At 37.0% G+C, this 14,238-nt stretch carries 11 protein-coding genes and 1 pseudogene; 9 read left to right on the plus strand and 3 right to left on the minus strand.

From position 1 onward, the window contains the following. Positions 1-177: 177 nt before the first annotated feature. From G4D61_RS13955 to G4D61_RS13965, 3 genes are read right to left on the minus strand one after another with little or no spacing between them, the layout of a single operon-like run. A complete protein-coding gene (locus tag G4D61_RS13955) occupies positions 178-1,545 on the minus strand; it encodes an MFS transporter (RefSeq protein WP_025728556.1) in 1,368 nt (455 codons plus the stop codon). Continuing rightward, a complete protein-coding gene (locus G4D61_RS13960; RefSeq protein ID WP_025728557.1) occupies positions 1,542-2,105 on the minus strand; it encodes an isochorismatase family protein in 564 nt (187 codons plus the stop codon). The genes G4D61_RS13955 and G4D61_RS13960 overlap by 4 nt, the downstream gene beginning before the upstream one ends. Before the next feature lie 17 nt (positions 2,106-2,122). After that, positions 2,123-2,578, minus strand: coding sequence for a MarR family winged helix-turn-helix transcriptional regulator (locus tag G4D61_RS13965; protein WP_025728559.1), 456 nt, complete (start codon positions 2,576-2,578; stop codon positions 2,123-2,125). A 188-nt stretch (positions 2,579-2,766) separates the two neighbouring features. Here G4D61_RS13965 and G4D61_RS13970 point away from each other — a divergent pair, with 188 nt between their 5' ends. The 9 genes and pseudogenes from G4D61_RS13970 to G4D61_RS14005 all read left to right on the plus strand — a co-directional run bounded on the left by G4D61_RS13970 (position 2,767) and on the right by G4D61_RS14005 (position 14,221). Continuing rightward, on the plus strand, positions 2,767-3,081 hold the full coding sequence (locus G4D61_RS13970) for a heme biosynthesis protein HemY (RefSeq protein WP_025728561.1): 315 nt from the start codon (positions 2,767-2,769) through the stop codon (positions 3,079-3,081). A 440-nt stretch (positions 3,082-3,521) separates the two neighbouring features. Continuing rightward, positions 3,522-5,279, plus strand: coding sequence for an ABC transporter ATP-binding protein (locus G4D61_RS13975; protein WP_025728563.1), 1,758 nt, complete (start codon positions 3,522-3,524; stop codon positions 5,277-5,279). Beyond that, the gene (locus tag G4D61_RS13980) at positions 5,279-7,294 is read left to right on the plus strand and encodes an ABC transporter ATP-binding protein (RefSeq protein WP_035354978.1); all 2,016 of its coding nucleotides are present in this window, start codon (positions 5,279-5,281) and stop codon (positions 7,292-7,294) included. Before G4D61_RS13975 ends, G4D61_RS13980 begins: the two co-directional genes overlap by 1 nt. A 198-nt stretch (positions 7,295-7,492) precedes the next feature. Beyond that, positions 7,493-7,904: pseudogene (locus G4D61_RS18235) on the plus strand (IS5/IS1182 family transposase); the annotation flags it as partial. A 762-nt stretch (positions 7,905-8,666) separates the two neighbouring features. Next, positions 8,667-9,866, plus strand: a complete 1,200-nt coding sequence (locus tag G4D61_RS13985) for a saccharopine dehydrogenase family protein (protein WP_035354980.1) — start codon at positions 8,667-8,669, stop codon at positions 9,864-9,866. A gap of 1 nt (position 9,867) precedes the next feature. Next, positions 9,868-10,995 carry a carboxynorspermidine decarboxylase gene (gene nspC / locus G4D61_RS13990; protein ID WP_025728572.1) on the plus strand — a complete coding sequence of 376 codons (1,128 nt, stop codon included), beginning with the start codon at positions 9,868-9,870 and terminating at the stop codon, positions 10,993-10,995. 641 nt (positions 10,996-11,636) lie between these two features. Then, positions 11,637-12,110, plus strand: coding sequence for a nucleoside deaminase (locus G4D61_RS13995; RefSeq protein WP_025728574.1), 474 nt, complete (start codon positions 11,637-11,639; stop codon positions 12,108-12,110). Between the two features lie 341 nt (positions 12,111-12,451). Next, a complete protein-coding gene (locus G4D61_RS14000) occupies positions 12,452-13,225 on the plus strand; it encodes an IclR family transcriptional regulator (RefSeq protein ID WP_025728576.1) in 774 nt (257 codons plus the stop codon). Between the two features lie 96 nt (positions 13,226-13,321). Beyond that, complete coding sequence (locus G4D61_RS14005; RefSeq protein WP_025728578.1) at positions 13,322-14,221, plus strand: fumarylacetoacetate hydrolase family protein; 900 nt, start codon at positions 13,322-13,324, stop codon at positions 14,219-14,221. Positions 14,222-14,238 lie beyond the last annotated feature (17 nt).

The raw sequence follows: 14,238 nt of genomic DNA on the forward strand, positions 1-14,238 counted from the left end.
CATTTGTTTCTCGACAATTCAAGTGTAAAGGATTTAGGAGTTTACGTGTATTTTTATGTCTGAATTTTATTCACACCCCAACAAATATAATAGAGCCAATATTTTATACAATGTTTACTGCTCAATAAAAAAACCGCTTGGATGATTATCCACGCGGTTTTTTGTCAATTAACGTATTTACGCTAAGTGGGTAGCAGATGTTAATTTTGAAAATCTCATACTCATCAGCATAGAAATGATACTTGTCACAATTAAAATAATCCCTAACGTAACAAAATGTGAAGGAGTGATTGCTTTTCCAAACACCATTCCAAGAACGACAGAAGACAAAATAGAGCCTAAATAGCGGCAAGTTTGAAAGAGACCGGAACTTGTGCCGACCATTTTTTCAGGTGTTGTGTCCAACATCGCAACTTGCAGAGCGACATTGCCAATACCATAACCAATGCCGAGAACAAATAAAATGATGCCCATTGCCCAAATCGGTACATGTACAAAGAAGAGCGTGAGTAAAATTGCACCAAGGATCATTGTAAACGTACCAATTTTGATCGGCTTAACAGCACCGACTTTATCGACCCATTTTCCTGTCAATAAGGAAACAAGGATGCTGGCACCAGACATAAATAACATCATTAAGCCGCTGGCATGCACGCTTAAATGCATACTGTCTTGGAAAAAACTCGGTAATCCGAAAAATAGACAATAATTAAATAAATTAAGGACGATGAATTGAATATAGACCATTGTTAACGGCCGATTTTGGTTCAAAAAATGAATATCGATAAAAGGTGTTTTTGCTTTTAATTCATGCCATACAAAAATCACCAGGAAGACGATACCAATCATACCGGCTACAATATGAAAGGCGGTATCAAGTGATAATAAGAACCATAATAGAAAGACAAGACCGATTGAAAATAATAAAATGCCGAACCAATCTAAATGGAGGATACTTTTTAAGTCGCTGTCTTTCTTTTTCTCATCTTTCGGAATCATGTACCATCCAAGTAGAAAGCTAATCACGATAAAAGGGAAGTTAACGGTAAAAATCGTTGGCCAATTACCGATGCCGATTAATAGTCCACCAACTGTTGGTCCAAGAGCGGTCATTGCTGAAGCAAAAATTGATAAGACGGCCAATGCTGATGCTTGATTTTCGTGAATATGATTTCTGATCAGTGCTACACCAGATGGATAAATGGCGCTGCTTCCGACAGATTGGAATAAACGCATGACAACTAAAAAGAAAAAACTTGGTGCCAATGGTGCCCCAAAGGCAGATACGGCAACAAGCAATAGGCCAATTAGAAAGACTTTTTTGCGGCCCACTAAGTCACCGATTTTACCGGTGACTGGTTGGGCAACAGCACTTGCTAAATAGAAAGCTGAAATAAGCCACGACACTGTTGAGAAAGAAAGATGGAAATCTTTTTGAATACTGTGCAATGCCAAGGAAATCATCGATGAATTAAGCGGATTGAGCATTGTCCCTGACGCAATGGCCGTTAAAAATAAGGCACGATTTTGTTTTAGGCTTTTCATTGTTGCACCTGATTCACAAATTCCTCTGTCGTTCTAATTCTGCCGATTCTTGGGAAAATATAACGAATCGTTGCATCGTGTTCCTCTTTACTGAAAGTAGTCATTGCGTCTGTAATAAAGATTTGTTGATAGCCATATTGGAATGCTTCACGAGCAGTACTTTCTACCCCAATATTCGTAGCAATTCCGCAGAGGACAATTGTGTCAATGCCGCGTCTTCTTAATTGAAGATCTAGATCTGTTCCAAAAAAAGCACCCCATTGTCTTTTCGTAACAATATAATCATTTTCTTGTACGCCAAGACGAGAATCTAAAACTGCCCAATCTGATGGACGTTCAAATTTAGCCGGTGCTTGATCAAGGATTGGTGAAAGAGCATCCTTTCCATCGTGAAAAGCGACACGTACGAAACTAATAAAGCCATTATTTTTTCTAAATACGTCGATAAGTTTGACAGCATTTTCTACAACTTCTTCGCCACCTGGAGATGCGACAATTCCTTTTTGAAGATCTATTAGGACGAGTGCAGTTTTGTTAAAATCAAGATTTAATGAATTCATGTTTTTCCTCCTATGTATTATGATTGCAGTTTTCTTCTTTTTTCGATTTTGCGATTTAATCGGGTCAGTAACGTTGCGAAAATGTCACGCTCTTCATCTGTCCAGCCTTCCAATATTTCCGTATAACTCTCATAACGCTCTTTTTTTGAATGTAAAAAGGCACGGCGACCATCTTCAGTAATTGAAAGAAAGCTAACACGAGCGTCTTTTTCATCAATTTCTCGTGCAATCAATCCTTTTGACTCAAGGGCGGCAATTTGTCTGCTGACGGTTGAAATATTTAATTGAAAAAGCTTTGAAAGCTCTTTCGTCGTTGTTGGACCATCTTCGTAAAGTCGCTGCAAAATTAAATATCCTGAGCGATCAAGGCTTTTTTGGCGCCCATCTAATGTTCTTTTAAAATCGGCTCTCCGTAATAATACAACAATTTCATGCTCTATCGTTTCAATCGTATCTTTTACATAATCAGCCATTTTATCCAACCTTTTTCTTTCTCATCGTTATTGTGGTTTCAGCAAAATCAGTTGTATTATACAATCAATTAGTTGTATAATGCAAACAGTTTTGTTCCATCATGTGATCGTTTTTGTGCAGGATATTTTGTGTTTTCCTGCAATCGTGGCATAATAAAGAAGCAAAATAATAGAATAGAGGTAATAAGATGAACGTAAAGATCAATCGCAATGCAGCTAAAAAATTAAACAGTATATTAAGCACTCCTGAAGCAGAAGGGAAGATGATCCGAGTTTATATTACACATATGCATGGGGATCATGCCCATTATGATATTGCTTTAGATACACCGAAAGAACATGATGAAATTGTCAAAACAGATAAGGACATTGATATCCTTGTTGATGCTCGTGAAGAGTTTTTAGATGGTGTTTGGATTCAATATTTCTATGTCCCACAAGAGGAATTTGTCATTACAAATCCAGCTAAAGATCGGGAGCACCATCATCACCATCATCATTGAGTGGTCAGATGAAATTCAAATTGCAAATTGACGGAATATTTCCCGATGTGATAAGATGGGAATATTCTTAATATTATTGAAAGGTGGTTACGTGTCATGCGAAGATTAGTGGTAGTTCAAAAAACGCAACAACCTCATACAACCGTAACCTGCCTAATTTGACATTGCCTTTTAGTTTGAAATGATAGCGCAGGTTACAATCCTGCGCATTTTTATGAAGCATAGTGCACTCATCATAAAGAGCGCACTATGTTTTTTTGTGCTACCTAATTTTCCGGGAGACGAGCAACTCGGTGTAGAAATAAACAACTTTTTTTGATAATAAAACAGCTTTTATAAATGAAAGGATGATGACATTGCGTAAATTAATTGTCTGTATTTCCATATCAGATGACGAAACGGGCTAATAAATCGAAACAAAAGAAGAGGAGGAGTATCCTTTGTTTAGTGTGTTAGTGAAATTGCGCTGGTTTTTTAAACAATATTGGAAAAGGTATAGCATCGCAATTGTTACGCTGTCTCTATGTAATTTTTTTGAGGTTATTCCCCCGATGATGATTGGCAATACGATCGATAAACTTTATCTTGGTGAATTATCAGCAAAATTATTTAGCTTGTATATCGCTATTTTTCTTACTGGTTCAATATTAAACTATCTTATTACGTATATTTGGCAGTACGCTTTATTTGGCGGTGCTTTCATTGTTGAGAAAACATTGCGTTCACGACTTATGAATCATTTGTTGAAAATGGGACCGACATTTTTTGAAAAAAATCGAACAGGAAATTTAATGGCAAGAGGAACGAATGATTTAAAAGCGGTGTCAATGACAGCGGGATTTGGCATTCTTACACTTGTAGATTCCACGATGTATATGCTTACTATTATTATGACGATGGGAGTATTCGTGTCATGGAAATTAACATTTGCTTCTATATTGCCATTACCTATTCTTGCGATCGGCATTAAATATTTAGGTGGAAAAATTCACGAACGCTATACGGTCGCCCAAGATGCTTTCGGTCAATTAAACGATCGAGTTTTAGAGTCTGTTGAAGGCGTTCGTGTTATCCGTGCATACAATCAGGAATTGAAAGAAGAATCAGTTTTTAAAGCGATGACAGATGACGTTTATCATAAAAATGTTACTGTTGCAAAAATCGATGCGCTCTTCAATCCATTAACTAAAATTGTAGCAGGTTTAAGTTATACGATCGGTTTATCATATGGTGCTTATTTGGTATTTCATCAAAAGATTACATTAGGAAATTTAGTATCATTTAATGTATTTTTAGGGATGTTAACGTGGCCAATGTTTGCGATCGGTGAACTGATTAATGTTATGCAGCGGGGAAATGCCTCTTTGGACCGTGTGCAGGAGACATTGAATGAGTGTGAAGATGTAGAAGATCCAGAGAAACCAAAAGAGTTGAAGAAGTTAGGTGATATTACATTTGAAAATAGTTCATTTCAGTATCCACGCTCAAAAACGATGAATCTCAAACATATCCATCTCCATATTCACCGTGGAGATACAATTGGTGTTGTAGGAAAAACTGGGAGTGGAAAAACAACATTCATTAAACAACTGCTGCGGGAATATCCGCTTGGTGAAGGTACTGTAATGGTAGCGAACACTAGAATAGATGAGTTATCTAAAGAGCAAATTCGCAGCTGGATTGGCTATGTCCCTCAATCGCATTTCTTATTTTCACGAACAGTGAAAGAAAATATTTTATTTGGTGTTGATGATGCTGCAGAGGAAGAAGTTCAAAAAGTGATTAAACTTACGGCATTAGATAAAGATATTCGAATGTTTCCAAATGGACTTGACACTTTAGTCGGGGAAAAAGGTGTGTCACTTTCAGGTGGACAGAAACAACGGATTTCCATTGCTCGTGCATTAATGGTCGATCCAGAGCTGCTCATACTAGATGATGCCTTATCAGCTGTTGATGCCAAAACAGAGGCGCGGATCATTTGCAATATTCGTAAAGAAAGAGCAGATAAAACGACGATTATCGTGACCCATCGTTTGTCTGCGATTGAACACGCTCAGTGGATTGTTGTTTTGGATGACGGCAACATTATCGAAGAAGGCACTCATGAACAGCTGCTTGCGCTCAATGGATGGTATAGACAGCAATTTGATCGCCAACAAGTTCATCTGCCGGGACAAATGGAGGTGCAAGCATAGTGGTCGCAAAACGGTTATTTCAATACGCTTTGCATGTTAAAGGCATCATTTTAACAGCGGTCATTGCATTAATCCTTTCGGTCAGTGCGGATGTTTTAAGTCCGCTCGTTGCGAAAAATTTAATTGATCATCATATACTTGGCATTGAACACGGATGGGTTGAAACGAATCATTCATCGCAAGCTGTTCACTTTCAAGGAAAGTTATATAAAAGGATGACCTATGCAACAGCAGAAGAAAAAGAAGGAAAGAAAGCAAGCATATTACAAGTTGGTAAGTATTTTTATTTTGTGAACAGTGATGTACCGCAGGAGGGAGAACGGACTGTTAAGAACCATGTACTTATTGTCTCTCTTCATGGAAAAACGACATCATATAAAGCGACACCATTATCGGTTACAGATATTTTTCATTTTTACCAGCCTGAAGTCCCATATATGTTAAAACGATTTATCGTATATCTATTATTATTTATTGTGTCAGGTGTAGCAGCATATGGTCAGTTTTATTATCTTCAAAAAGCTGCAAATCGCATCATTCAAAAAATGCGCAATGATTTGTTTAGCCAGCTGCAAAGATTACCAATCTCTTATTTTGATCATTTGCCCGCAGGAAAAGTTGTTGCCCGCATTACGAATGATACAGAAGCGATCCACGATCTTTATGTAGCAGTATTATCAAATTTTCTTACAGGCATCATTTATATGGCTGGGATTTATACGGCGATGTTTCTATTGGATGCAAAATTGGCTCTGTTTTGTTTGGTGCTACTGCCGATATTATATGTCTGGATGAAAATTTACCGGATCTTTGCACAAAAATACAACCATATCATTCGTTCAAAAAACAGTGAGCTAAATGCGATGCTGAATGAAGCGATACAAGGTATGAGTATTATCCAAGTCTTTCGGCGCCAAAAACAAGTTTATCATGACTTTGAGCAGCTGAACGACACCCATTATAAATATCAAAATAAATTGTTAACTTTAAACTCTTTATCTTCTCATAATCTAGTAGGAATATTGAGAAATCTAATTTTTGTAGTGTTTATTTGGTATTTTGGCCACGATGCGATTGGCATCCAAACGACATTATCAATTGGATTATTATATGCTTACATTGATTATATAAATCGTTTATTTAATCCAATTAATAATATTGTGAACCAATTTGGCAATTTAGAGCAAGCACTCGTTGCGGGTGAACGTGTTTTTCATTTGCTTGATCAGGAAGGGATCACTGTGAGCAAGCAAACGATTCCCCGTTTTCAAGGAAATGTTACTTTTGACCATGTTTATTTTGGCTATAAGGACCATCAATACGTACTGAAGGACATTCATTTTGAGGCAAAACAAGGGGAAACGATAGCACTTGTCGGTCATAGTGGTTCCGGAAAAAGTTCCATTATGAACGTATTGTTTCGATTTTATGATTGCCAAAAAGGGGAAATTCGTATTGATGGAGTCAATATTCAAGACATACCGAAACAAACATTGCGTGAGCATATGGGCATTGTACTTCAAGACCCATATTTATTTACAGGGACAATTTTTACGAATGTCAGTTTAAATGATCCGCGGATAACGCGTGAAAAAGTAGAGGACGTTCTGAAAGCAGTAGGGGCAGAGCAAATTTTGCAACATCTTGAAAAAGGGATAGATGAACCAGTTATTGAAAAAGGAAGTACGTTATCAGCAGGACAGAGACAGCTCATATCGTTTGCGCGAGCATTAGCATTCAATCCTGCTATTTTAATATTAGATGAAGCAACATCAAATATTGATACGGAAACGGAAGCACTCATTCAAGGTGCAATGGATGTATTGAAAAGAGGGCGAACGACATTTGTTATTGCTCATCGTCTTTCCACGATTAAAAATGCAGATCAAATCATCGTGTTAGATCGAGGAGAAATCGTTGAGCATGGCAGTCATGATTCATTAATGGCTCAAAAAGGAACATATTATCAAATGTACCAAATGCAGCATGGGCTTGCATTTAGTGATGTCAGTTAGCAAAAAGATAGCGTGAATGCGAGGACACTGAAAAAGTCTCTTAAATTAAATTGTGATATTAAATTGGGCTGTTAATTTCCGCTCCAGGCGCCTTCGCTTTCCACTGCAATCAACCACGTTTTTTACCTAGGCTAAATTTAAAAAGATATAATGAACATATTAATTTCAAACGGGTTTAAAAGATGTAAATCTTTTGGTCTGTTAATCAATAAAACCATTGAAATTGCCATTGAGAAAGGAATTATAAAGAGTAAAGCCATTATTGTAGATGCTACCTACAAAAGCTTGCTACAACCAAATGAAACCAAGAGAAATACTGATGGCCCGTTCTAAGAAGCTGAGAAAAGTTATAGATGTGTCTATGAAAAACAAGTTTCATGTCAAAAATACAACCGATGTTTCGGAAGATGAAATTGCTTATTGCCAGGAGTTTATTGACATAATTGAAAAGGAAAAAGCTCTATCGAGTATCCAAAAGTAAAGGGACATTTAAAGAAAGGGTTACCGATAATATTGAACATTTACAAAGCTCCGAAGAGAAGGATGCAAAAGGAGGTCATAAAACCGCTGATTCATCCTTTTTTGATATAAAACTCATATGGCAAAATCCTCGGGTTTATTAGGCATGGAACTGCAAAGCGCATGGCTATATTCACAGTAAATCTAAAAAGAATATTGAAAATAATGGATCAAAAATAAGGGAAAGTAGCTACGGTAACTAAAAAGCCAAGGGTTTTCAGCGCCCTCCGTGAATATCATCTTTCTTACTTAGCTGAAATAATATAGTTGTTTCCGTTTCGAAGTTTGAAAAATAATTTTTATTTTTAGCCTTGCTATTTTTAGTATATGCTGATAATATAAAGAAGCATTAATTGGAAACCTAATATTCAATATATCAAGGGGGCTTTCCAAGCAGATAATTTTGACCACTTCTTATAAGGAAGGAATGGCCATACGGACAGCCGGGTCAAATGCCGATTGGCAACTTTAGTTGCCTTATTGATTGAGTTAAAAGCTCAAATTTTATAAGTTGGTTACTTTACAACCAGTGCATACCATCAACTTGTGAAACAGTCAATAAGAGTACTAAAAGTAATTATTTGCTATATAGACTCTATCTAATGAAGATATATTTTGAATATTAAAGAGCTTTCTTCCATAATGTCTTTGAATTTACGTATGTATGCTTTTTTAATATTGATGACTATATCTAAAGCAAGTGTTATGCGCGATTTTGCGTCCTGCACTTGCTTTTTTATTGTTTAAACCATTTTTTTAAGGATATTACAATACTACAGACATCCTAAGAAGAAAGTTCTTAGCCTGTTGTGTTGTTTATGTTAGAAAATTTACATAGTGAGGAGATTAGAGAATGGGAAAGGCACTTATTATCGGTTGTGGTGGGGTGGCTTCAGTAGCCATCCATAAATGTTGTCAAAACAGTGAGGTTTTTGAGGAGATTTGTATCGCAAGCCGTACGAAATCAAAATGTGATGAGTTAAAAGCAAAACTAGATGGTGGAAAAACGAAAATTTCAACTGCACAAGTAGATGCAAATAATGTAGAAGAGCTAATTGCTTTAATTGAAAAGGTAAAACCAGATGTCGTGATGAACTTAGCATTACCATATCAGGATTTAACGATCATGGACGCTTGTCTTGCAACAAAAACAAACTATTTAGATACAGCAAACTACGAGCCAGAAGATACGGCAAAATTTGAATACAAATGGCAATGGGAATATCGTGAACGTTTCAAAGAAGCTGGTATCACAGCTCTTTTAGGAAGCGGATTTGATCCTGGTGTAACAGGTGTGTTTTCTGCATATGCATTGAAACATCATTTTGATGAAATTGAATATATTGATATTCTTGATTGTAATGCAGGTGATCATGGCTATCCTTTTGCAACGAATTTCAATCCTGAAATTAATATCCGTGAAGTTTCAGCAAAAGGAAGCTACTGGGAAAATGGTAAATGGATTGAAACTGAGCCAATGGAAATCAAACGTGTGTACAATTTCCCTGAAGTTGGCGAAAAGGATATGTACTTATTGCATCACGAAGAAATTGAATCTCTTGCACTAAATATTCCGGGCATTAAACGTATCCGTTTCTTCATGACATTCGGCCAAAGCTATCTTACTCATTTAAAATGTCTTGAAAATGTAGGGATGACTTCGATTGAGCCAATTGAATTTGAAGGGAAACAAATTATTCCACTTCAATTCTTAAAAGCCGTTTTACCAGATCCTTCTTCACTTGGACCACGTACGAAAGGTAAGACAAATATCGGCTGTATCTTCCGCGGCAAAAAAGATGGGAAAGATAAAACATATTATTTATACAATGTATGTGATCATGAAGCATGTTATAAAGAAGTGGGTTCTCAAGCAGTGGCATATACAACAGGTGTCCCTGCAATGATTGGTGCGATGATGTTAATGACAGGAACATGGGATTATAAAGGCGTATACAATATTGAAGAGTTTGATCCAGACCCATTCATGGAAGCATTGAACAAATGGGGACTACCATGGAAGGAAAGCTTTGACCCAGAGCTTGTTGACTGAAATGAGATTTGAAGAATTACCTACACCATGTTATGTCGTCGATGAAAGTCTTTTGGAGAAAAATTTACAGATATTAAATGGAGTCATGAAGCGGACAGGATGTAAGATCGTTTTGGCTCAAAAAGCATTTTCGATGTATACGATGTATCCTCTCGTCGGGAAATATTTAAGCGGTACGACTGCAAGCGGCTTGTATGAAGCGCGGCTAGGTTACGAGGAGATGGGAAAAGAGAATCATATCTTTTCCCCAGCTTACCGTGATGATGAAATTGATGAAATTATTGCCATTTGTGATCACATTATCTTTAATTCTTTCTCACAGGTGGAGAAATTTAGAGAGAAAGTGCTTAAAGCAGGAAAAAAAATAGGATTGCGTATCAATCCTGAATGTTCTACTCAAGTTGGTCATGCTATCTATGATCCATGTTCCCCAGGTTCTAGATTCGGTGTAACAATAGAACATTTCCGCCCTGATTTACTTGAAGGTATTTCAGGATTACATTTTCATACACTTTGTCAACAGAATGCTGATGATTTAGAAACAACGCTTCGTGCCGTGGAAGAAAAATTCGGACCATGGTTATCACAAATGGAGTGGATTAACTTTGGTGGCGGCCATCATATTACAAGGGAAGATTATGACATTCCATTATTAGAAGCATGTATTAAAAGAATGCAGGAGAAATATGGATTGGAAGTATATCTTGAGCCTGGAGAAGCAGTGGCACTTAATGCAGGTTATTTGGTAACAACTGTACTTGACACACTCCAAAACGGTATGGATATTGCGATTCTTGATACGTCTGCATCATGTCATATGCCTGATGTGTTAGAAATGCCTTACCGCCCGCCACTTCTTGGGTCAGGTGAGGTAGGAGAAAAGCCATTTACGTATCGACTTGGCGGACAAACCTGTCTTGCAGGTGACACAATTGGAGATTACTCCTTTGATCAGCCATTAAAGAGTGGAGATCGGTTAGTTTTCGGTGATATGGCGATCTATACGATGGTAAAAAACACGACATTTAATGGTATGGCGTTACCAGCCATCGCTGTAAAAGATAAAAATGGAGATTGTCATGTTGTCCGCGAATTTGGTTATCAAGACTTTAAGATGCGTTTAGGATAAAAAGTTTCTAATATTGTCCAAAACTCTTAGAGGCTCGTTAAAGGTTCGGTTATTTGTAAAAAGGGCTGGCAGAAAACTTAAAAGTGGTTAGCTGAAGACGAACATTGCATAAACCAGCTCTGGAAATAGACGTAGACTCTTGCGGGAGGATAGGCATCGGTGAAACCCCGCAGTGCATGAGCACGGCACGGGGAGGCTCACCAGCCATCGCGGAAAGCGAAGTTTATTTCCGGAGCGCAATATTCGGGTTTTCTTTCGTTAATATACTTTTGGCCCGGCCTCTTTAATATTTATATTTAAGATGGAACAAATAAGCCCCTGCTTCAGTCTTCTAATTCTCCTCATAAAGATGTTTTATTTTTTATCTATAATTGAATAATTAGCAGATGTAAAGCAGACCCCTCAAATAGAAATCAATTTCCAAGTTAAAAACAAAGACCGTAAATACTGCTGCTGCGATAGAATAGAATGGCTTCTCTTCTACATCGCAAAAAAACAGATTCATTTAGAATCTGTTTTTTTGTAAAATACTGTATTAAAGGTTCCTAGTGTGTTTTTAAAAATTTAAAATATTGCTATTTTAATAAATAAAAGTCATAATAATAAAAATAATAACATTGAGCAAAAGGGGAATTGCATAGATGACGGATATCCATAGACAGTTTTTACAGCAGGCAATTAAATTAGCTGAGAATAATGTACTTTTAAAAGGAGGGCCATTTGGAGCAGTTATTGCTAAGGGAGATGAATTAATTGCTACTGGCGTAAATCGAGTAACAGCCAACAGTGATCCAACAGCACATGCGGAAGTAACGGCGATAAGAGAAGCATGCAAACAATTACAAACATTTGATTTGTCGGGATGTACACTCTACACGAGTTGCGAGCCTTGTCCAATGTGTCTAGGCGCTATTTATTGGGCACGATTAGATTCAGTATATTTTGCGGCAACAAGGCAGGATGCGGCTTCAGTGCAATTTGATGATGATTTCATTTATAAAGAAGTTCCCTTAGATCCAAAAAATCGCACGATCCCATTCCATCATCAGCTATTAGAAGAAGCGCTGCGTCCTTTTGAAAAATGGAATCATCAGGTGGACAAAATGAGATATTAATAAAGGATGATCCTCCTCTACATAATCGCAGGATGAAAATGCTGAACCCCATTCTTAAGGGATGGGGTTTTCTTATAATGCTATGGCAGAAGAAGGAAAACGATTTATTTCGAAACATAAACAATGTTGACTTTTCTGACAAATTGTAATAATATAATTATTATTGAACAGGGTTTTATAATATTGAACATTATAATTTGATGAAGGAGGTAGAACTACTAGAGTTAGCGTTTTAGTGGTCTATTGAAAATCATCAGTCCAAAATGGAATAAATACAGCAAAAGGATGATTTATAGTGATAAACTATAATCAAGAATCATACAGTAAAAGGACTGAGTTAAATGCCGCTAATTCAATCAATTGATAGAGCACTTCGTATTTTAGATTTATTTGATGAGTATACTACAGAGCTCAAAATTACTGAGATAAGCAACCGTATGAATTTGAATAAGAGTACGGTACATGCACTATTAAAGACTTTGCAGCACCATAACTATATTGAGCAAGATAGTGAGACAGGAAAATATAAACTTGGTTTGAAATTATTCGAAAGAGGAAATCTCGTCGTCAATCGTTTAGACATTCGTTCTATTGCAAAGAAGTATTTATTGGAGCTCTCAAGAAAAACTGGTCACACCATCCATTTGGTCATTTTGGATGGAAAAGAAGGATTATATATTGATAAAGTAGAAGGGACTTCAGCGATCGTCGTTTATTCTCGCATTGGTCGAAGGATTCCTATCCATAGCAGTGCTGTTGGGAAAGCACTTGTGGCATTCAAAAGTGAACATGAGCTCAATAAGATACTAGATGGCTATATTTATAAACAACAAACAGAAAAAACGATTACAAGCGAACAAGATTTTCTGAAAGAATTAAGCATCGTACGAGAACGTGGATATGCTATTGATAATGAAGAAAATGAACCAGGAATTAGCTGTATCGCAATTCCAATTCGAAATCATCTTGGGGAAGTAGCAGCGGCCATTAGTTTGTCTATGCCTGCAGCTAAATTGACTGAGGGACAGATTGATCATATGATTCCAATGATAAAAGAAGTTGGCGATCACATTTCTAGTAAGATGGGCTATAATCCTAATTTAATCATAAAATAAGAAAAGTAAGAAAAAATATCTATTATTTATTTGTTAAAAGTATGTTTAAATATAAGAACTTAGTTCATTATTATTGAACTAATGGAGGGGGATACTATGAGAATCATTCGCTATGTAAACGATAAAGGCATACCACAATTGGGAGCGGTTACAGAATCGCAACAAATATATGATTTGCCTTACAAAGATATTTTAGAAGTAGTGGAAATTGCAAAGCTTCATCATATGACGCCATCTGCATTAGTGGAAGAAGTGATAAACGATTCTTTACCTCTGGAAAAGAGTTTGGAGGAACTGCGTCTTCTTGTTCCGATTGAAGCACAAGAAGTATGGGCAGCGGGAGTAACCTATGAAAAAAGCAGGGACGAGAGGAATTATGAATCAACAGGTGGTCAATCAGACGGTCCGACTTTTTATGACAAAGTATATGATGCAGAAAGACCGGAAATCTTTTTTAAATCAACTAAAGAGAGAACGGTTGGTCCAGAACAAGATGTGTATCTTCGCAGTGATTCAACGTGGCAAATTCCAGAGCCGGAGTTAGGACTTGTCGTAAATGGCAGTGGGGATATTTTAGGCTATACGGTTGGAAATGACATGAGTAGCCGCGACATTGAAGGCGAAAATCCGCTTTATTTACCGCAAGCAAAAGTATGGCGGCACTCTTGCTCAATAGGTCCTGCAATTCGCTTGGCTGAAACAGTTGCTGATCCATATCAAATACAAATCATTTGTCGTATTTACCGTGGTGAAACGCTCGTATTTGAAGACTCTGCGAACACGAATCAGCTCAAAAGAAAATTCGATGAACTTGTTCGCTATCTTGTGAAGGATAACGTTGTCTTTGATGGGACTGTTTTATTAACAGGAACATGTATTGTCCCGCCGAATGATTTTACTTTGCAAGATGGGGATCGAATTGAAATTGAGATACCAGGTATCGGCACTTTGAACAATCCTGTAAAAAGCCAGGTTAATGAAAAGCTTGTTAAGTAAATGACTAGAATGATAGA

Source organism: Heyndrickxia ginsengihumi (genome assembly GCF_011008565.1).
GTDB lineage: Bacteria > Bacillota > Bacilli > Bacillales > Bacillaceae_C > Weizmannia > Weizmannia ginsengihumi.

Bases quoted from the DNA above. Each gene is read 5' to 3' on its own strand.
- G4D61_RS14000 (WP_025728576.1), top strand. From the start codon at position 12,452: ATGCCGCTAATTCAATCAATTGATAGAGCACTTCGTATTTTAGATTTA.
- G4D61_RS13960 (WP_025728557.1), bottom strand. From the start codon at position 2,105: ATGAATTCATTAAATCTTGATTTTAACAAAACTGCACTCGTCCTAATA.
- G4D61_RS14005 (WP_025728578.1), top strand. From the start codon at position 13,322: ATGAGAATCATTCGCTATGTAAACGATAAAGGCATACCACAATTGGGA.
- G4D61_RS13985 (WP_035354980.1), top strand. From the start codon at position 8,667: ATGGGAAAGGCACTTATTATCGGTTGTGGTGGGGTGGCTTCAGTAGCC.
- nspC (WP_025728572.1), top strand. From the start codon at position 9,868: ATGAGATTTGAAGAATTACCTACACCATGTTATGTCGTCGATGAAAGT.
- G4D61_RS13995 (WP_025728574.1), top strand. From the start codon at position 11,637: ATGACGGATATCCATAGACAGTTTTTACAGCAGGCAATTAAATTAGCT.
- G4D61_RS13965 (WP_025728559.1), bottom strand. From the start codon at position 2,578: ATGGCTGATTATGTAAAAGATACGATTGAAACGATAGAGCATGAAATT.
- G4D61_RS13955 (WP_025728556.1), bottom strand. From the start codon at position 1,545: ATGAAAAGCCTAAAACAAAATCGTGCCTTATTTTTAACGGCCATTGCG.
- G4D61_RS13970 (WP_025728561.1), top strand. From the start codon at position 2,767: ATGAACGTAAAGATCAATCGCAATGCAGCTAAAAAATTAAACAGTATA.